Source organism: Metabacillus endolithicus (assembly GCF_023078335.1).
Lineage (GTDB): Bacteria > Bacillota > Bacilli > Bacillales > Bacillaceae > Metabacillus > Metabacillus endolithicus.
In genome coordinates this window covers 472,280-492,036 of record NZ_CP095550.1, presented here as the reverse complement: position 1 = coordinate 492,036, position 19,757 = coordinate 472,280, and the positions used below count along the sequence as shown (strand labels likewise).

At 36.4% G+C, this 19,757-nt stretch carries 22 protein-coding genes and 1 pseudogene; 20 read left to right on the top strand and 3 right to left on the bottom strand.

Features of this window, described 5'->3' with window-relative positions; genetic code table 11:
* Positions 1–174: 174 nt before the first annotated feature.
* The 15 genes and pseudogenes from MVE64_RS02700 to fabF all read left to right on the top strand — a co-directional run bounded on the left by MVE64_RS02700 (position 175) and on the right by fabF (position 13,180).
* Entirely contained in the window at positions 175–1,338 is a 1,164-nt protein-coding gene (locus MVE64_RS02700; RefSeq protein ID WP_247343544.1) for a thiolase family protein, read from the top strand.
* A 27-nt stretch (positions 1,339–1,365) separates the two neighbouring features.
* The gene (locus MVE64_RS02695) at positions 1,366–2,514 is read left to right on the top strand and encodes an acyl-CoA dehydrogenase family protein (RefSeq protein ID WP_247343542.1); all 1,149 of its coding nucleotides are present in this window, start codon (positions 1,366–1,368) and stop codon (positions 2,512–2,514) included.
* 33 nt (positions 2,515–2,547) lie between these two features.
* A pseudogene (locus MVE64_RS02690) lies at positions 2,548–3,731 on the top strand (thiolase family protein).
* Positions 3,732–3,758: 27 nt separating this feature from the next.
* Positions 3,759–4,934 carry an acyl-CoA dehydrogenase family protein gene (locus MVE64_RS02685; RefSeq protein WP_247343521.1) on the top strand — a complete coding sequence of 392 codons (1,176 nt, stop codon included), beginning with the start codon at positions 3,759–3,761 and terminating at the stop codon, positions 4,932–4,934.
* 51 nt (positions 4,935–4,985) lie between these two features.
* Positions 4,986–5,750: a 3-oxoacyl-ACP reductase FabG gene (gene fabG / locus MVE64_RS02680; protein WP_247343518.1), complete on the top strand. Its 765-nt coding sequence runs from the start codon at positions 4,986–4,988 to the stop codon at positions 5,748–5,750.
* Positions 5,751–5,805: 55 nt separating this feature from the next.
* Entirely contained in the window at positions 5,806–6,255 is a 450-nt protein-coding gene (locus tag MVE64_RS02675) for a MaoC family dehydratase N-terminal domain-containing protein (protein WP_247343515.1), read from the top strand.
* Positions 6,252–6,674 (top strand): MaoC/PaaZ C-terminal domain-containing protein, encoded by a 423-nt coding sequence (locus tag MVE64_RS02670; protein WP_247343513.1) that lies wholly within the window; start codon positions 6,252–6,254, stop codon positions 6,672–6,674. Before MVE64_RS02675 ends, MVE64_RS02670 begins: the two co-directional genes overlap by 4 nt.
* Positions 6,671–7,618, top strand: coding sequence for an alpha/beta hydrolase (locus tag MVE64_RS02665; RefSeq protein WP_247343510.1), 948 nt, complete (start codon positions 6,671–6,673; stop codon positions 7,616–7,618). Before MVE64_RS02670 ends, MVE64_RS02665 begins: the two co-directional genes overlap by 4 nt.
* A gap of 174 nt (positions 7,619–7,792) precedes the next feature.
* Positions 7,793–9,163 (top strand): MFS transporter, encoded by a 1,371-nt coding sequence (locus MVE64_RS02660; protein ID WP_247343507.1) that lies wholly within the window; start codon positions 7,793–7,795, stop codon positions 9,161–9,163.
* 304 nt (positions 9,164–9,467) lie between these two features.
* The gene (locus tag MVE64_RS02655; RefSeq protein ID WP_247343504.1) at positions 9,468–9,686 is read left to right on the top strand and encodes a hypothetical protein; all 219 of its coding nucleotides are present in this window, start codon (positions 9,468–9,470) and stop codon (positions 9,684–9,686) included.
* Positions 9,687–9,853: 167 nt separating this feature from the next.
* Positions 9,854–10,453: a DUF4397 domain-containing protein gene (locus MVE64_RS02650; protein WP_247343502.1), complete on the top strand. Its 600-nt coding sequence runs from the start codon at positions 9,854–9,856 to the stop codon at positions 10,451–10,453.
* Complete coding sequence (locus MVE64_RS02645; protein ID WP_345740819.1) at positions 10,354–10,620, top strand: DUF4397 domain-containing protein; 267 nt, start codon at positions 10,354–10,356, stop codon at positions 10,618–10,620. Before MVE64_RS02650 ends, MVE64_RS02645 begins: the two co-directional genes overlap by 100 nt.
* Positions 10,621–10,746: 126 nt before the next feature.
* Positions 10,747–10,956, top strand: a complete 210-nt coding sequence (locus tag MVE64_RS02640) for a hypothetical protein (RefSeq protein ID WP_247343499.1) — start codon at positions 10,747–10,749, stop codon at positions 10,954–10,956.
* Between the two features lie 345 nt (positions 10,957–11,301).
* A complete protein-coding gene (locus MVE64_RS02635) occupies positions 11,302–11,739 on the top strand; it encodes a DUF6376 family protein (protein ID WP_247343497.1) in 438 nt (145 codons plus the stop codon).
* 199 nt (positions 11,740–11,938) lie between these two features.
* Positions 11,939–13,180, top strand: coding sequence for a beta-ketoacyl-ACP synthase II (gene fabF / locus MVE64_RS02630; RefSeq protein WP_247343494.1), 1,242 nt, complete (start codon positions 11,939–11,941; stop codon positions 13,178–13,180).
* A gap of 146 nt (positions 13,181–13,326) precedes the next feature.
* On the opposite strand, the gene MVE64_RS02625 is transcribed toward fabF, so the two are convergent.
* A complete protein-coding gene (locus MVE64_RS02625) occupies positions 13,327–13,626 on the bottom strand; it encodes a hypothetical protein (RefSeq protein WP_098794794.1) in 300 nt (99 codons plus the stop codon).
* A 135-nt stretch (positions 13,627–13,761) separates the two neighbouring features.
* Here MVE64_RS02625 and MVE64_RS02620 point away from each other — a divergent pair, with 135 nt between their 5' ends.
* Positions 13,762–14,859 (top strand): PRK06851 family protein, encoded by a 1,098-nt coding sequence (locus MVE64_RS02620; RefSeq protein WP_247343491.1) that lies wholly within the window; start codon positions 13,762–13,764, stop codon positions 14,857–14,859.
* 36 nt (positions 14,860–14,895) lie between these two features.
* Here the strand turns inward: MVE64_RS02620 and MVE64_RS02615 are convergent, their stop codons facing one another.
* Positions 14,896–15,582 carry an SIMPL domain-containing protein gene (locus MVE64_RS02615; RefSeq protein WP_247343489.1) on the bottom strand — a complete coding sequence of 229 codons (687 nt, stop codon included), beginning with the start codon at positions 15,580–15,582 and terminating at the stop codon, positions 14,896–14,898.
* Positions 15,583–15,733: 151 nt separating this feature from the next.
* Here MVE64_RS02615 and MVE64_RS02610 point away from each other — a divergent pair, with 151 nt between their 5' ends.
* Positions 15,734–16,003: a DUF1292 domain-containing protein gene (locus MVE64_RS02610; protein WP_098794797.1), complete on the top strand. Its 270-nt coding sequence runs from the start codon at positions 15,734–15,736 to the stop codon at positions 16,001–16,003.
* A 102-nt stretch (positions 16,004–16,105) separates the two neighbouring features.
* On the opposite strand, the gene MVE64_RS02605 is transcribed toward MVE64_RS02610, so the two are convergent.
* Positions 16,106–17,008, bottom strand: a complete 903-nt coding sequence (locus tag MVE64_RS02605; RefSeq protein WP_247343487.1) for an MBL fold metallo-hydrolase — start codon at positions 17,006–17,008, stop codon at positions 16,106–16,108.
* A 184-nt stretch (positions 17,009–17,192) separates the two neighbouring features.
* Here MVE64_RS02605 and MVE64_RS02600 point away from each other — a divergent pair, with 184 nt between their 5' ends.
* From MVE64_RS02600 to MVE64_RS02590, 3 genes are all read left to right on the top strand, one after another.
* Positions 17,193–18,119, top strand: a complete 927-nt coding sequence (locus MVE64_RS02600) for a DMT family transporter (RefSeq protein WP_247343484.1) — start codon at positions 17,193–17,195, stop codon at positions 18,117–18,119.
* Positions 18,120–18,257: 138 nt separating this feature from the next.
* Entirely contained in the window at positions 18,258–18,815 is a 558-nt protein-coding gene (locus MVE64_RS02595; protein ID WP_247343481.1) for a cysteine dioxygenase, read from the top strand.
* Between the two features lie 134 nt (positions 18,816–18,949).
* Positions 18,950–19,705 (top strand): exodeoxyribonuclease III, encoded by a 756-nt coding sequence (locus MVE64_RS02590; protein ID WP_247343479.1) that lies wholly within the window; start codon positions 18,950–18,952, stop codon positions 19,703–19,705.
* The last annotated feature ends 52 nt before the right edge of the window (positions 19,706–19,757 follow it).

The following is a 19,757-nucleotide window of genomic DNA, read 5'->3' as shown; positions in this document are numbered from 1 at the left end:
AGCAAGAGAATTTTTAATGCAATAATGAAAGATAGCTTGCAAAAATGAATTAACATCACTGAAAAATAATTCAAAACTGAATTGCTTATTTCTCTAGTTCTTATAGATAGTCATAAGATTATTGGCATGAAACTTGCTACATAAGGATAAATGAAACATAGGGGAGATGTTAGTATGACACAAGCAGTAATTGTTTCTGCTGTCCGAACACCAATTGCCAAAAAAGGTGGGGCCCTTTCAGCATTAGATCCTTACATTTATGGGGCGATTACGATAAAAGAAGCATTAAAACGGATCAATATAGAGGGGGCAGAAGTTGATGATGTCATTTTAGGGAACTGTTTATCCGGTGGAGGCAATATCGCCCGACTTACGTTACTAGAAGCAGGACTACCTTTTTCGGTACCTGGATTAACAATTGATAGACAATGTGGCTCAGGTATTAATAGTGTTGCCTTAGCTGCAGAAGCAATCATAGCAGGTCAAGCAAAAATTATCATTTCAGGCGGAACCGAGAGCATGTCACGAACACCGTATTTATTAGCACCACAAGATAAACCATTTGATCGCATGCCACCCAAATTTGTTTCTCGAAACCTTTCACCTGACCATATCGGTGACCCGCCAATGGGTATTACAGCTGAAAATTTAGTGGGAAAATACAGCATTACAAGAGAAGAGCAAGATGAATTTTCACTACGAAGTCAACAACGCATGGCAGCAGCGATGGAAAATAATTATTTCAATGAGCAAATTGTTTCAGTTCCAATTAGAACAAGAAAAGGTGAGATTCTTTTTACAACAGATGAACACCCAAGACCAAATGTAACAATGGAACAGCTCGCAAAGCTTTCACCGGCCTTTAGGCAAGGAGGGAGTGTTACAGCTGGTAACTCTTCTGGTGTGAATGATGGTGCTTCAGCGCTTGTAGTGATGTCTGAAGATGAAGCGAAGAAAAGAGGATTACAACCTTTAGCCTGGATCACAGGTTGGTCAATCGCAGGAGTGGATCCGAACATCATGGGTATTGGCCCGGTCCCAGCTGTTCAAAAGCTTTTATCTCAAAGAGAAGAAGATTTAGATGAGTATGATTTAATTGAAATTAATGAAGCCTTTGCTGCACAGGTGTTAGCATGTGACCGTGAACTCTCCTTTAACATGGATAAAGTAAACGTAAATGGTGGCGCGATTGCACATGGACATCCAATTGCCGCAACAGGAGGCATGTTAATTACAAAGCTTGTTTATGAGATGAAACGCCGTGATGTAAAAAAAGGCTTAGTAACTGCATGCATTGGCGGAGGCCAAGGAATTGCCTTGTCATTAGAAAGAAAATAAAATCTTCAGGATGAAAGGAGTGAAGAAATGAATTTTCAGTTTGATGAAGATATTCTTTATTTAAGAAATAATATAAGAGATTTTATTAAAAATGAAGTAGAGCCACATGCAATGCAAATTGAAGATGATGACGAAATTCCTAAAGAAATCATCGAAAAGTCAAAGGAAATCGGATTGTTTAGCCTTAGTATTCCAGAGCAATACGGTGGACTTGGGATCGGGATGGTTGGAAAATGTGCACTTTATGAAGAAATCGGAAAAACACATAATGGCTATACAACATTAATCGAGAACCATACAGGTATCGGAACTGTAGGCATTGTTGAAATGGGCAATGACCAACAAAAGAAAAGATTTTTACCTGATATGGCAAGAGGAGACAAAATCGGAGCTTTTGCTTTAACAGAACCTCAAGCTGGTTCACATGCTACAAACTTGAGAACAACAGCAATTAAGAAGGAAAATAAATATATTTTGAATGGGACGAAACATTATATAACAAATGCAACTGTAGCTGATGTTTTTACGGTTATGGCTGTAACTGATCCGGAAAAAGGTGCAAAGGGGATAACGTCTTTTCTTGTTGAAAGAAATTCTCCAGGCTTTAAGATTGGAGCAATTGAACGAAAAATGGGACTTCATGGCTCACAATCAGCAGAACTGATTTTTGAAGATTGTGAGGTTCCCGAAGAAAACGTGTTAGGCGAAGTTGGTCAAGGCTATGTTAATGCCCTTAAAATTCTAGCAAATGGCAGAGCGGGTCTAGCAGCTAGAAACTTAGGATCTTCACAGAAGCTTTTGGATATGTGCATGATACATGCTCAGGAGAGAGAGCAATTTTCTGTACCAATCATTGAGCACCAAGCAGTTGCCCATATGTTAGCTGAGATGGCAATGGAGATTGAAGCACTTAGATCATTTACGTACAGAGTTGCATGGATGGTAGATCAAAATGAAAAGGTGATTAAAGAAGCGGCCATGCTAAAACTTTACGGCTCTGAAGTTTATCATCGCGTTGCAGATAAAGCTGTCCAAATTCACGGTGGTCTAGGTTATATAACAGATTATCCAGTTGAAAGATATTATCGAGATGCAAGAATTACAAGAATCTATGAAGGAACATCCGAGATTCAGAAAAATATTATTGCTGGACAATTAAGAAAAGAATATTGCTAGATTCCTGCAATAAGATAAGAAAGGAGGCAAAGAATGATTGATGATATTGTAATTGTAAGCGCTGTCCGTACACCAGTTGGTCGATTCGGTGGATCATTAAAAAATTTAAACTCAGGATATTTAGGTGCAATTGTAATCGAGGAAGCAATAAGGAGGATCAATCTTTCTTCAGAATTAATTGATGAAGTAATTCTAGGAGAAGTTAGGCAAACAACAGAATCCTCAAATGTTGCTAGAGTAGCGGCATTAAGAGCAGGAATTCCTGAGAAAACACCTGCTTTTACGGTTAATAGACTTTGCGCTTCAGGTATGCAAGCTGTAACCTCAGCTGTTCAACAAATTTCGTTTGGGCAGGCAGAAATCGTAGTTGCTGGTGGAACGGAAAGCTTAAGTCGAGCACCAATTTATTTAAGAAATTCCAGATTTGGAGAAGGTGCTCCTACTTTAGTAGATTCTAATCTTGAAAACGGTCAGCAGCCAATTGAATTATATGGAAAAGATCTAGGAATGGGCATAACAGCTGAAAATGTCGCAGAAAGATACAGTGTTTCACGTGAAGTTCAAGATGAATTTGCTTATAACAGTCAACAAAAAGCGGCAAAAGCAATTGAAAGAGGAAGTTTTAAAGAAGAAATAATACCTGTGGTGATACAAGAAAGAAAAAAGTTTTTCAAGTGACAGAGGATGAACATCCACGACCTGCTACTAGTTTAGAAGGTTTGGCTAAGTTAAAAGCAGTTTTCAAAGCAGGTGGCTCAGTTACTGCCGGTAACTCCTGTGGTAGAAATGACGGTGCTGCCGCGATGGTTATTATGAAAGGAAGCAAGGCAAAAGAATTAGGTTTAAAACCATTAGCTAGAATAGTAGATTGGGCCACTGCTGGTGTTTCTCCCAAAGAGATGGGAATTGGTCCTGTACCGGCAATAGAAAAGCTACTTGCACGAACCAATCTGACCCTTTCCGAAGTCGGCCTAATTGAATTAAATGAAGCATTTGCTGCACAAGCATTAGCGGTTATCCGAGAGACTGGACTAGATTCACACAAAGTAAATGTAAATGGTGGAGCAATTGCCCTTGGTCACCCGCTTGGGGCGACTGGATGTAAAATCATGATTACGCTTTTATATGAGATGAAAAGAAGACAAGAGCAATATGGAATGGCAACTTTATGTGTAGGTGGGGGCCAAGGGATGGCCGTTATGCTTCAATTACTATAAAAAATATTTGTTAATGAGGTGAAAGAGATGCATTTACGATTAACAGAAGAACAAAAAATGGTTCAAAAAACAATTAGAAAATTTGTAGAAAAAGAATTAATGCCTCTCGAAAATGAAGTATTACGAAACGAACGTGAAGGGAAACCAAGTTTGCCTCCGGGAAAATTAAAGGAACTACAACTAAAAGCAAAAGAAGCTGGTTTCTGGGGAATTAATACTCCAGAAGAATACGGTGGAGCAGATTTAGGTCAAATGATGTTAGCAATTGTCATGATGGAGGTTTCGAAAACATTTGTCCCGTTCCAATTTGGTGGTTCGGCAGACAATATTCTTTATTATGCTAATGAAGAGCAAAAAAAGAAGTATTTGTTGCCAACAATTAATGGTGATAAAAAATCATGTTTCGCGATGACAGAGCCTGGAGCTGGTTCTGATACAAGAAATATTAAAATGACAGCTGTTAAGGACGGAAATGAATGGATATTAAATGGGGAAAAAACATTCATTACTGGTGGCAATGAAGCTGATTTTGTAATGGTTATTGCGATCACAGATAAAGAAAAGCATCAGGCCACAGGTCGTGATGGTGTAACATGCTTTATCGTTGACCGCGATATGGGCTGGAAATCAGAATACATTCACACGATGGGTGAGTGGGGACCAGCCGGTCTTGTTTTTGAAAATGTCCGAGTTCCAGAAGAAAATATTCTTGGAGAAGTGGGTGGCGGATATAACCTAGGCCTTGAATGGATTGGTTTTGCAAGATGGATTGTAGGAGCCAGAGCAGTAGGTGCCGCAGAAAGACTCCTACAAATGGCAATTGATTATTCGAAAGAGCGTGAAACATTTGGAAAACCGATTTCTGAACGACAAGCAATTCAATGGCAAATTGCTGACTCTGCTGTAGAAATTGATGCAGCGAAATGGCTCGTCTTAAACGCTGCTTTCACACTTGATCATGGTGAGGATAACCGTCATTTAGCATCGATGGCAAAGCTTTATGGAGCAAACATGGGGAATCGGGTAGTAGATCGGGTACTGCAAATTCATGGAGGAATGGGATACACAAGAGAACTCCCTATTGAACGTTGGTATCGTGAAGCAAGATTGTGGAGAATTTACGATGGAACAGATGAAATTCAACGGGTAATCATTTCTCGTAATCTATTAAAAGGTCATGTAAAGGTAGGACAATTTATATAAAAGGTAACATGATAAGATTGAAATACAGACGAACTAAAAAGGAGGATGTTTATGTCAGGAAGATTTGATGGAAAAGTAGCTTTTGTAACGGGTGGAAGTCGTGGGATTGGGAAAGGAATTGTTGAACTTTTTGCAAGTGAGGGAGCGAAAGTAGCTTTTATTGATGTGAATGAAGAGGCTGTCCACGAAACGACAAAAGAATTACGTGAAAAAGGATATAACGTGTTTTCGAAGGTTGCTAGTGTGGTAGAAGCTGATCAAATGGCAGACGCAATGGAGGAAACGTATAACAATTTTGGATCACTTGATATCCTTGTAAACAATGCTGGTGTGATTCGTGATAATCTGCTTTTTAAAATGACGGACGATGATTGGCAGCTCGTTATGGATGTTCATTTAAAAGGCTCGTTTAATGCGGCTCGAGCTGCACAAAAATATATGGTTGAAAACCGATATGGAAGAATCATCAATATTTCTTCAACATCTGCTTTAGGTAATAGAGGGCAAGCAAATTATGCAACAGCTAAATCAGGATTACAAGGCTTTACAAAAACCTTAGCGATTGAGTTAGGAAAATATGGGATTACAGCTAATTCAGTAGCACCAGGTTTTATTGAAACAGATATGACAAAAGAAACAGCAAGACGTCTTGGCATTTCTTTTGAAGATTTAATTCAGGCGAGTGTCTCAAAAATTCCTGTTGGTCGCAGTGGGAAACCAAGTGATATCGCAAACGCAGTCGCTTTTTTTGCTGATGAAAAATCATCCTTTATTAACGGTCAGATTATTTATGTTGCAGGTGGTCCGAAAAATTAAATTTATGTTGGTGTTTAATAAAGCAGGAAATCTTGTGAAAAAAGGAGGCATCAATATGTTTAAAGAAGCTATTGGAAAACGATCTTCAGGTGTAAAGAATGTTGTTGAAAGAGGTGCAGTAAAAAAGTTCGCCGAATCGATTGGTGATCTTCACCCTATTTTTGTAGATGAAGAGTTTGCTAAAACAACAAGATATAAGAAGAATATTGCTCCACCTACATTTCCAAGGGTTTTTGATTATGGTGTGATAGATGAGCTTGATTTACCAGCTAAGGGGTTAATTCATGGTGAACAAAAATATCATTACAAACGTCCGTTGCTTGTTGGTGAAGAGATCATCTGCTATCAAGAAGTGGAAGAATACTATGAAAAGCAAGGAAAGCTTGGGAATATGGGGTTTTTGGTGTTAAAACAGTATGGTGAAACTCTTAGCGAAGAGCTTATTTTCACTGCTGAGCAGGTTGTCATTATTAATGAAACTGTAAGGAAGGTGATGAGTATATGAGCAGGTTACTAAGGTGTCATGTAGGCGAAGAGCTGCCCATTGTTACATTACCACCTGTGTCAAGATTAGACCTTATAAAGTATGCGGGTGCTTCAGGAGATTACAACCCAATTCACACAGTTGATGATGAAGCTAAAAAAGCGGCTTTACCAGCGATCATCGCTCACGGAATGTGGACGATGGGGAATTTGGCAAAGTTATTTACCCCTTATCATGAAGAGGGTTTTATTCAGGATTATCAGATTCGGTTTAGGGGCATGGTGTTTCTTGGTGACATCATTACATTAAAAGCAAGATTAACAGAAGAGAATGTACAATATTCTACATTCAAAGTAAACGCAGTTAATCAAAATGGAGTGGATGTTATTAAAGGAATTGTTACGTTTGCAAAATATAAAGATAACGAGGGATCATCATGACATTACATCCACAAGTTATTGCACTATTACAACATTTTGAAAAACGAAATGTACCTGCAGTTGAGCAGCAAAATCTGCAAGAAGCAAGGGCTCTATATGTTGAGTCTAGTTCTTCTTTAAACATTACAGAAGAAATTCATCATGTAGAAGATAGAAGAATTCAAGGATATGAACATGAAATATCGATTAGAATATACAGTCCTAACGAAAAAAGTTCACTACCAGCCTTAGTCTATTTTCACGGAGGTGGCTGGGTAATTGGTAATATTGAAACACATGATTCATTATGCCGAATACTTGCTAACCATGCTCAATGTAAAGTAATATCTGTAGACTACGGCTTGGCTCCTGAACATAAATTTCCAGTTCCTGTGGAAGATGCGTATCTTGCAACGAAATGGGTGTATGATCATGCCAACGATCTAGGTATTGATCAAACGTTCATTGCAGTAGGTGGTGATAGTGCTGGTGGAAATTTGGCTGCAGTTACTTGTTATTTAGCAGTTCAAAGGAAAGATTTTAATATTAGTCATCAGCTATTATTTTACCCATCAACAGGTTTTGAACCAACAGAATCTTATGAAAAATATGGAGAAGGATATTACCTAACAAAATCTACGATGACCTGGTTTAGGCAACAATATCTTTCGAGCATATCTGATACACAAAGTCCTTTAGCAGCGCCTATGCTCATCCCAGAAGAGGATGCTGCTAAGCTTCCACCGGCATATATTGTTACGGCAGAGTATGATCCTTTATGTGATGGAGGAGAAGCATATTCCAAGAAGCTTTCACAAGCAGGAGTTCAAACAACGTATGTTTGTTATCCAGGAATGATTCATGGTTTTATGTGTATGACGCTGCCATTGGAGGACGGAAGAAAAGCCATTTATGAAGCAGCTGACTACCTTGAAAATCAATATCAAAAACAACAGGTAACATAATGTTTACTATTTTGTAAGGGTGAACCTATACCATGTTCATCCTTTTTTGCTTATTGGGACAATGTTTCACAAAGTTCATTTTTCGATACTCGAAGCATTTTTCTTTTATAGGAAGAAAAAACGTATTATGATAGTATTATTGTTTAATAACTTGAAAGAAACAGGTGGTATCAAATGTCTTCGGTTTCCATTGCTGCTCCTAAAAGTACAGGGGCAGAATCCATACAGGAAAACAAAATTGTTTTCATTTGGAGCTTTATTGTTTGGCTTGTTGTCATGAATACAACGATGTTTAATGTGGCTTTACCAAGTGTGTTAACAGATTTATCTCTCACCTCTTCAACAGCATCTTGGATTGTATCGGGATATTCTATTGTTTTTGCCATTGCTACTTTAACATTTAGTCGTCTTTCTGATTATATCCCAATCTCAAGACTGCTTCTTATCGGACTATCCATATTAGGAGTTGCTTCAGTTATCGGCTTTTTTGCCAACTCATTTCCACTTCTATTAACAACAAGGGTTCTTCAAGCAGCGGGAGCAGGAGCTGTACCAGGTCTTGCGATGGTGCTAGCAGGAAGATATATTCCAATAAGTAGAAGAGGAAAAGCCATGGCCCTCATTGCATCAGCCTCTTCACTTGGATTTGGACTGGGACCTGTTATTGGGGGAGCTATTACTCAATATTTAGGATGGAATTACTTGTTTGCCGTGACGGGTTTAGTTGTTTTATTTATTCCACTTTTACAAAGACTGTTGCCAAAAGAAGAGATTAAGAAGGTGAAGTTTGATACGTTAGGTGGATGTTTAACAGCAGCAGGTGTAACAGGTTTGTTGTTATTTCTCTCAACCTTTTCTTATATCATCTTATTTTCAAGCATGATTATCCTTTGGCTGATGTGGAGGCATATCAACAAAGTAAAGATGCCGTTTATCCAGCCAAAATTGCTAAAAGAGAAGCAATATCTTAAATTGCTTTTTATCGGATTTGTCGCGTTTGTCACCCATTTTTCTACCCTTTTTCTTATGCCGATTATCTTAACAGATGTTTTTGGAAAAGACCCTGCGGAAGTAGGGATGATGATTTTCCCTGGAGCTATTTTGTCTGCAGTGGCTGCACAGTTTATTGGGAGGTTAATTGATCGGTTTGGCAATGGCCCCCTTATTCTTTTTGGGCAACTTTTCTTATTTATTGCAACGGTTTTATTTACATTGTTGTCAACGAAGTCACCATATTTTATCTTACTAACTTATATGTTTATGAGCACCGGTTTCTCAGCCCTTACATCAAGTGTAGCTAATGAAGTTTCAAGGATTCTCCCAACTGAAGAGATTGGGACAGGGATGGGAATGACTCAGCTAATTCAATTTTTCGGAGGAGCCTTTGGTGTAACATTAACGGGGATCTTGATTACTCTTCAAGATGGCTTGGCTGTAGACCTCATTTATCGTAATATTTTTGGTGGATTGGCCTTTCTCGTTACACTTGCTATTATGTTGTTTCATTTTTATATCAAAGCAAGAACAAATACGACACACGGATAAACCGTGTGTCTTTTTCTTATTCCTCATCGTTGATTTCACCATCACCGATTTCATCTTCACCAGGAGCATCATCACATGCCACAACAGAAGTAGCAAGAAGTGCTGCTAGTAAAATTGCCAGTAACTTTTTCATTATCTTTTCACCCCACATTCCCACCGTATCTGTTTATTTTTTCCTGACCTAGAATTGATTATGTAACCTTTTTTGGAGACTAAAAAATTGGTGAGTAGTCCCAATATACTCGTCCACTCGTTTTTATGTTCGTTTCATAAAATGTAGTAAAAGAGAATGGAGGTGGGATAAATGTCAGAAAATAGAAAAAGGCTAGTGATTAATGCAGATCGTGTAATCATTAATGCAGATGAAGTGATTATCGTTGAAGCAGATGATAAAAGACGTCATCGTCGTTTTGATAATGATGTTGCAGGTGTAGAAGATAGAAGAGATAGAAGATATGACCGAGATGATGATGTACTAGGTGCTGAAGATCGCAGAAGAAGAAGAAGAGGCTTTCCTTGGTAGAAAAATGAATTGGAATATAAAAACAGAGTGGAGAAATCTACTCTGTTTTTATGTGTGACTATTTTACAATTGCAAAAATAATTTTTTGTAAAAATGACAAAAGATAGGAAACTATATGGGCGTTTTACATATTGTATGGTGTTAATACTATTTTAGGAGTGAATAGCATGCACCAAAATGAATCAATGTTGGTACTTGAATCGGCAAAATATCTAATGCTTGCGGACTATTACAAATATTCAAATCCTCAGCTGCACATCATGTATTATCAAAAACATTTAATGTGTGTTCAACAACTTGCAGCTGCAGATTTTCATGGACATACTTACGGAATGGTAGACAGAGCTGGACAGCAGAATTCCTTTGTACGTGTATTTCATGCCTCTCCAGACGCACCGGGTGTTGATGTTTATGTAAACGGAAATAAAGCCATTACGAATCTTGTTTTTCAAGAAACAACTGATTACTTACAATTACCATATGGTCGCTACACGATTGAAGTGTACCCAACTGGGGAAACAACTCAGCCTGTTTTAAGAGAACAACTTTCTTTAACAAGAAATACTTACTACACTGTTGCAGCAACTGGAAGGGTAGCAAACCTTAAATTAAATGTTTTTGTAGATAAACCGTATGTAAAAGTTCGAACCAAGCAAAAGTCCGGTTTATTCACCTCTCCCCAGGTGCTCCAAATGTTGATATTGCAGTTCAAGGTGGTAAGGTGCTCTTTCCCAATGTTCCGTACGAAAAAGCTACAGATTACCTGACATTATCCCCATTAACTGTTAATTTAGAAGTTAGAGTTGCTGGAACTAATAATGTCGTGTTAACGATTCCGCAAGTACAGCTTAAAGCTGGAAAGACCTATACAGCAGTTGCGGTTGGTCTTGCAGGTGGAAATCCTCCATTAGAAGCTCTATTTTTGATGCCTTAGCACCTAAAGAAACTAAAAAGAAAAAGTTACGCAAGTAGCTTTTTCTTTTAGGAATGATAACTAAACAGTGTAAGAGGGTGAGGTGTAATTATCTTATACTTAATACTCTTTCTAATATTGTTATTTTTGTTACTAATTGTAGGTAAACACATCAAAAATAAAAAGAAACTAATCCAAACTTATACCTTTCAGAACTTTATTGATACAGAACATGCTACTCATCATCCAGAAAAAAATGATGAGTCAATCGTTGAAAAAATTAATGAATTCTTTGATACCAAAGAGAAAAATGATAATGACGATATTGATTCAGATGACATGGTAGATGAAGAATAATGTTAGGAGTTTTTGATGTTTTAAAAGATTTTTTACCACTTACCATATGAACGTGATAAAATAAAGAAGTTCTTATACATACTAGGGGGATATTCATGGACGAAATGGCAAAAAGATACATAGAGTTATATTTATATTTTTCAAGAGACTTAGGTCGATTTCTTACAGAACCCGAACAAGAATTTCTCAAATGGTTAGTGACAAACGAATCATAAACAAAAAAAGGTTAACAACCATGATGTTAGCCTTTTTATTGTTTTTAGCGTTATTTGTTAGAACAAAGTCTTTGAAACTTTCCTCACCAGTTATCCGTATATAACATATAAACTCGATAGGAGTGATCAAATGAAAAAGCTTTCTTTTCTTATAATCATTGCGGCTTTTATGCTAACCACTGCGTGTTCTGTAGTCGATGAAGTAAATCAGTCGTTGGATTATGTAAATGAAGCAAATAGCTTATTGAATTCAATGAGTGATTTTGCTGAAAATGCACCAGGTCTAATTGAAAATGCTGCAAGTGATCCAGAAATGAGAACTGAACTTGAAAATCAGGTAAATACATTAACCGAAAATATTGAAGAATTTAATAACATAGACGCTCCAGCAGTTGCTGAAGACCTACATCAGGATCTTGTTTCGAAAAATGAAGAATTGCTAAATCAGTTAGAACAAGTTCAACAAGATGGAGAAGTGATGGTGGAAGAAATACAAAATAGCGAAATATTTCAAACCGTAGAGGATATCACATCACTTATTGATGCTGTTGAAAAATTGGAATTATAATAGAAATGACCTCCAAACATGGGGGTCTTTTTACATTTATAAAAATTTTCTTTTAGTACCGGTAACTTTTCATTTTTCATGATCTAGTATAAGATATATGTATGTGCTACTAAGACCAAGTCATAAGTTATCTATTTATCAATCCTATTAAATAGAATTAGTTTATATCATATATTTGTTATAAAGGAGAGAACCTAACATGAAGAAGCGAGTTGTGATTACAGGTATTGGAGCTGTAACACCACTAGGTAATGATGTACGAACAACCTGGGAAAATATTAAAAGTGGAGTATCAGGGATTGCACCTTTAACACGAATTAATTCAGAACAGTTTCAAGTGAAAGTAGCTGGAGAAGTAAAGAATTTTTCAACAGATGAGTATATTGACTTTAAAGAAGCAAGAAGAATGGCAAGATTTACACATTTTGCAATAGCTGCTAGTAAAATGGCAGTAAATGATTCGGGAATTAAAATAGGAGAAACAATTGACCCTGAACGTGTTGGAGTATGGATAGGTTCGGGAATCGGTGGACTTGATGAATTTGAGGAACAACATAAACGTTATTTAGATAAAGGTCCAAAGCGTGTTAGTCCATTTATTATTCCTATGTTCATCCCAGATATGGCCTCTGGCAGGGTTTCAATTGAGATTGGAGCAAAAGGGATAAATAATTGCTCAGTAACTGCTTGTGCTTCGGGTGCTAACTCTATTGGAGATGCTTTTCGAGTTATTCAAAATGGTGTAGCAGATATGATGATTGCGGGTGGATCTGAAGCATCGATTACCGAGATGACAGTCGCAGGATTCACTAATATGACGGCTTTATCGACAAATCAGGACCCAAACACAGCAAGTCGACCTTTTGATAAAAGTCGTGACGGATTTGTTATCGCTGAAGGATCGGGTGTTGTTGTTTTAGAAGAATTAGATCATGCCTTAGCTCGCGGTGCTAAAATTTACGGAGAACTTGTTGGTTATGGTGCGACTGGGGACGCATATCATATTACAACACCTGCACCAGAAGGAGAAGGCGGACAACGTGCTATGAAACTAGCATTATCAGATGCCAATTTGCAGGCAGAGAATGTTGATTACATTAATGCCCACGGCACAAGTACTTATTATAATGATTTAAATGAAACAAAAGCAATAAAAGAAGTATTTGGTCAACATGCATACAAACTATCTGTAAGTTCAACAAAGTCGATGACAGGACACTTGTTGGGTGCAGCAGGTGCAGTGGAAGCCATTTTCTCTTTGCTTTCAATAAAAGATGGTGTCATTCCACCAACCATTAACTATGTAACACCCGATGAGGAACTAGATTTAGATTATGTACCAAATGAAGCAAAGCAATCAGATGTTTCTGTTGTTTTATCGAATTCATTTGGCTTTGGTGGACATAATGCCACGTTAGTGTTTAAAAGATATGATAATTAAGGAAAGCACGCCGATTATTGGCGTGCTTTTTTCCAGTTGAAAATCTACCAACTTACTTATCAAACGATCCTTTGAAAATTTTCGCGGACTTAGACAAAAAGCCAAAGCACAAAACTACCTTGACCAACATTTTAATTTCATCCCTCTTATTTTTTTCTTTTATTTATTTCCTCTGTTACAACAAAAGCTAGGTCTTCATTGCCAAACAATGATAAAACATTAAGGAGGGTTTGATCTGGGATGTGTTCTGATTCTTCCTTAGAAACTGTTAAATCAATTGTTTGTTTAAGGGCATAATTTTCTGATTGCCCAGGATAGGCTCTTAAGTAAAGTTCAGTTGGATTAAGATCATGATTCACACACCATTGTGCAAAAATCAAAATCATCATTCCTTCATCTTTTTGATAGTTTTGTATGATTTTTTGTTCAAGTTCTTTTGAGTTCAATTGAAACGATCTCCTTTATTAAATATAGGAACATTATACAAAAGTTTTGCGCAATACGCGATTTTAAAAATTAGGCATTCACCCTTGTGAGATAATCTACATATGTTAAAAGCAAAGGTGTTAAGGGGTGATTAGATGACAGGAAAAGTTCATCATTATTATGCAGGAGGAAACACTGCCAAAGGTTTTTATAGTTTATATGACTCAGTATTAGAGGATCTAGAGCGTTTATATATATTAAAGGGAGGCCCAGGTACGGGAAAATCTTCTCTTATGAAGCATGTTGGTCAAATGATGGAAGAAAAGGGATTCGATGTAGAGTATTTACATTGTGCTTCTGATAACAAGTCCATTGATGGAGTCATTCTTCCAAATGAAAAAATAGGAATTGTTGATGGAACAGCACCACATGTAATTGAGCCTAAAGCACCAGGTGTTATTGAAGAATATGTAAACCTAGGTGTAGCATGGGATTCTAACAAGTTATCGCACCATAAAGAAGAAATACTTACGCTTAATCAGGAGATTTCAAAGAAATTTAATCAAGCATATGAAACATTTGCTGCCTCATTAAGAGCGCATGATGATATTGAAGACATTTATATTTCTAACATGGATTTTGCTGAGGCTAACCAATTAACAGACGAAATCATTTCCTTGTTTTATGAAGAGGCAACATTAGACAAAAAGCCTAGAGTTCAGCATCGTTTTCTAGGAGCAGCTACTCCAGAGGGAGCTGTTGATTTTATTCAAAATTTAACAGAAGATATCGAAAAACGTTACTTTATAAAAGGGAGAGCCGGTTCAGGTAAATCCACAATGTTAAAGAAAATTGTGGCTGCAGGTGAGCAAAGAGGTTTTGATGTAGAAGTGTATCATTGCGGTTTTGATCCTAACAGCCTTGATATGGTGATTTTACGTGAAAAGGGAATTGCTATTTTTGACAGTACTGCACCACATGAATATTTTCCTGAAAGAAATTCTGATGAAATAATTGATATGTATGAACGCTGCATCACACCTGGAACAGATGAAAAATACGCAGAAGACATTGCTAGAACAACAAAAGCATATAAAGACAAAATGAAAGAAGCAATATCCTATCTTGCTGAAGCAAAGCAGTTAAGAGACCAATTAGAATCCTATTATATTGAAGCAATGGATTTTAAGAAAATTGATGCTATTAAAGAAGAATTAACGAAAGAAATTGAGTCGTTTTTAAAGCAAAACTAATAGTAAAAAGAGGGCGAAGAATGATTCGTCCTCTTCTTAATATGGAAAAACGACTGTTACGATTGCCTCAATTTCAAGCTTACTTCTTTGTATAGGAGGTGCTGCTTGTAAAGTAGCTTCAGCAGATAAAGAAAGTGTATAGTCCCTTGGTGAAATGGCTGTAGAATTCTCTGTAACCTTGATCGGAACGGTATTCATGCTAACACCCAGCTGTTGACCAATGCTGGATGCTTTTTCAGTTGCATTTTTGATAGCAAGTTGTAAAGCTTGCTGGTAGTATAAATCTTTATTTGAAACAACAAACTCGATATTCTCTGCGATATTTGCCCCTGCTGCTACAACCGCTTCGAACACTTTACCGACTTGATTTAAATTTTTAACTGTTATTTCAAAAGTATGTTGTACTTTATATCCCTTTAAGATAGAAGATCCTTCAGTGAATTCGTAAATAGGCTGAATGGTATAGGAAACTGTTTGAATATCTTCTTGTTGGATATTTATTTCTTTCAGAGCCGCTAAACCCTGAGTTGTTATTTTCGCATTTTGCGCTTGTGCCTTATTAACATCCTCATTTTCAGTAACAAATCCTATCGTAATAATTGCTTGATCGGGTACAGCGGTGACTTTTCCTCTACCTTCTACGGTAACTGTTCTATGTTGAGGTGTGCTTAATTGTGAAGGGGGTGTTGAACGGTAGAAAGGTGGATAAGAAAAATAGGACATAATCAAACATCCTTCCTTATATCAAATTTTTAACCTGATAATGAAAGAAATTGTATTTTTTTTATAAAATGTCTTGAATGAAATTACATAAATTTGGCATGATAAAGAAGTAATCATCATTTATATGTACGTGTGAAGGGAGCTATTATTCATGGATAAAGTAGAAGTAGGAGAAATTTTTACAATTACGGACGAAAATGATCAGGATAATGAAGTTGAGGTTCTTGCGGCCATTACTTTAGAAGGAACTGATTATGTAGCAGTAGGATTTGTTGATGATATTCAAGAGGAATCTGAAGAAGATATTGATATTTTCTTTTTAAAGATTGATGATGAAGGAGATTTGTCTCCGATTGAAAGTGATGATGAATTTGAAAAAGTGTCAGCTGTTTTTGAGGATATGATGGACGAAGATGAATAAAGAGTATGGATAGGGAGTTGACTGTAGCTTTCTATCCATTATTAATATAAAGGAGAGCCACAGCACAACGGTGGTGAGGAACTCCCTTAGATTGATTCAAGTTCATTTTTTATTAGAATAGACCAAATGTTTGATCGCTCCATTCTCAACCTTATAGCCTAAACGGTGAAGATGTTTTCTTATTCCACTTCGTTCCCACGTATTAAGGATAGAATGCTCTAAAGTGTTTTTAGGATAAAATATACCGATACTTGTTAATTCTTCAAAATCTAAACCTTGTTGTACATATTTTTCAATCACGTTATCACGTTGGTCGATGATGGAAAGGTATTTTTTCATTGCTTCGTGAAATTCGTCTTTCTGAAATGTTCCTTTTTGATGACCTGTAATAAACGTGTTAGCGTCTAAGGAGAGAAGGCGTTGGGCTGAAGAAATAAACTCATCAATGTTACCATCTGTACCGTTATACCATGGTCCAAACGTTGTCATATCATAATCTCCTGTAAAAACAACACCAAAGTCAGGAAAATAAGGACAAGTAAAGCCTTTTGTATGACCTGGTGTATGCAAAAAAATAACGTTAACGCCTCCAAGACGATATTCTTTCTCGTATTCGTAATACCCGTTAATTTCAGAAAGACTTTGAATCCATGTTTGCGGAATGTTCTCTGCCCATTCCTTTACGCCTGCAGAACCCCATTCTTGATAAACTCCATTTGCTTTTGCAATTCCTTCAACTGTTAATGACATCTGGTATTCAATTTTATTTATCCACTTTTCTGCTTTTGGAAATAAGTAATTATGACAAGTATGATCGGGATGGTAGTGTGTATTAATAACTAAGTCAACGCCGGATTGTTTGTTTAATTGTTGGAGCGAGTGTGGATCAGCACCTGTATCAATTAACACCTTTTCATGTGAACCTTCAATATACAGACTTCTGGAATAAGGAACTTTACTTTTATGTGGACCTTCGATAATTTGAATCGGACCAATTTGTTGCACGATATCACCTCTGTATTTCTTATTGATTAAACTAGCCTTTATGAATGAATACTCATTCATTGTATCATAAACACACTATAATTCAAATAATACGTGAGATGAGGGTTAACTTTCGAATATTTTATACATTCGTCAAAAGGACAAGCATATGATAAGGAGAGACTAAAATAGAGAGGTATTTATTATGTTGTCATCAAACCATAAATTAGCCGCTTCACTATATGCCACAATGTCCATCACATTTTGGGGAGTATCTTTCGTTTCGACAAAAGCGGTATTAGACAAGCTAGATCCTTTTACATTACTTGTTATTCGTTTTGGAATTGGTGCGCTCTTTCTTCTCTGTCTTTTACTTTTATTAAAGGAAAAACTTAAAATTAATCCTGCATATATCCCACATTTAATTGTTTTAGGTATATTAGGTGTTTTTATTCATCAGGTTATCCAAGCTAGTGCATTGCTAACAATCGATGCATCTTCAGCAGGTTGGATGATATCTTTATCACCGATTTTCACAGTAATCTTGTCGATGATTTTTTTAAATGAAAAAATGACGGTATTAAAAGCTATTGGAATGATACTAGCTCTTTTTGGTGTGTTAATGATCACAACTGGTGGTAGTGAAAAAACGTTTGAACCAGCGTTAAACATAGGTTACTTACTAATGTTGCTAAGCACACTTAACTGGGCAGTCTATTCCGTTTTATTAAAAAAATTAAACATCCCGTTGTCACCGCTAGTTATTACATTTTATATGAGCTTACTAGGATTTGTTTTAACAATTCCTTTTTTGATTCGTAATAAAGGGTGGGAGGCCGTATCTCATTTACAGGCTGGAGAGTGGGCTCATTTACTTTTTTTAGGTGTATTTGTATCAGGAGTTGCTTATTGGTACTGGGCAAAAGCATTACATGTTCTAGAAGCATCACAGGTATCTGTTTTTCTATATTTAGAACCAGTTGCAACATTAATCGCAGCTGTTCTTTTACTAAACGAAAAAATTATTCTCATAAGTGTAGTAGGTGGAATCATAATTATAATAGGAGTGATTTTTGTTAACGGTCAATTTGAAAGGTTGTATGGTTTCTTTATTTCAAGAAAGTACAAATAGGTTAAGTCTTTTACAAAGGCTTCATCATTACTAAAAAAATATTTTTATACTTGCTAAACAGCAAGAACATACCAATACATATGAACAGCCTGCTGCATAAAAGACAACTAGAAAAGCAACATCAGGAGGTACATTTGTATGGATTATAAAGACCGAATTCATGAGATTCTTGGGAATTTAGAAAATACATCTAGTGATGCTTTAAAACTGGCGATGGAAGAACTTGCTATTCAGCCTGAAGAATTAGAGCCTATATTAAAGACAGAAGATGATAAACCATACTACCGAAAGTTGCTTTTTAAGAACGAAAGAGTTGAATTGTTAGTGATGAACTGGTCTCAAATTGAATGTGCGCCACACGATCATGGCAGCTCCTTTGGATGGATTCAAGTGATAAATGGAACGGCAAAAAATACGGTATATAAAGTAGATGGAACGAAATTGCCTATAGAACTCTTTACTGAATTTCAGGAAAATGGAAAAATGTTTTTTGCCCCCGAAAAGGGTGTGCATAAAATGTCTGTTTTAAATAAGTCGAAGTTGGTTACTCTTCATTTATATTCACCACCAATTACTGGAATGAAGGTGTATGATTTAAATAAATGTGCAGCATGTATTGTATCTGACGATTGTGGAGCATGGTGGCCTGAGGAGCAAAGACAAAAAGTGAAAGAAATTCAATTGGAGAAAAATTAGTTATTAAGCGGTTAAAAGCAAAAAGCTTTTACCGCTTATTTTATTACCTAGAGAACATATGTGTTTAGTATTTTAGGAAAATCGTTTACTATATAAGTTCTACAGTCAATTTATGAAATCAGGGAGAAAAATAGATGAAATTAGTATCATGGAATGTAAACGGAATAAGAGCATGTGTGAAAAAGGGATTTTTAGACTATTTTAAAGAAGTTAACGCAGATATATTTTGTATTCAGGAAACAAAAATGCAAGAAGGACAGCTTTCTTTAGAGCTTGAGGGATATCACCAATACTGGAACTTCGCAGAAAGAAAAGGATATTCAGGTACTGCCATCTTTACTAAACAAAAGCCAATGTCTGTTTCTTACGGTATTGGTGATATGAACGAAGAACCAGAAGGTCGAATCATAACGTTAGAATTTGAACATTACTTTCTCATTACAATGTACACACCTAATTCAAAAAGAGATTTAGCAAGGCTTGATGAGAGACTTCAATGGGAAGAAGAAATTCGTGCATATATCACAACCTTGGAGAAAAACAAGCCTGTTATTTTATGTGGAGATTTAAACGTAGCACACCAGGAAATAGATTTAAAAAATCCAAAATCAAATAAAGGTAATTCAGGCTTTACAGATGAAGAACGTGAAAAAATGTCTTTATTACTGAATGAAGGATTTGTTGATAGTTTCCGTTACTTGTACCCGGAACGAAAAGATGTTTATTCTTGGTGGTCTTATATGAGTAAGGTACGTGAACGAAATATTGGTTGGCGTATTGATTACTTTATTGTGTCAAAAACATTAACAAATCGTTTAATAGATTCTCAAATCCATTGTGATATTTTGGGTAGTGACCACTGTCCGGTTCTTATTGAAATGGATTTATAAATCGAAAGAAAAGGTTATACTATGTAAATAGAGTATCGCAAAGAATGGAGGA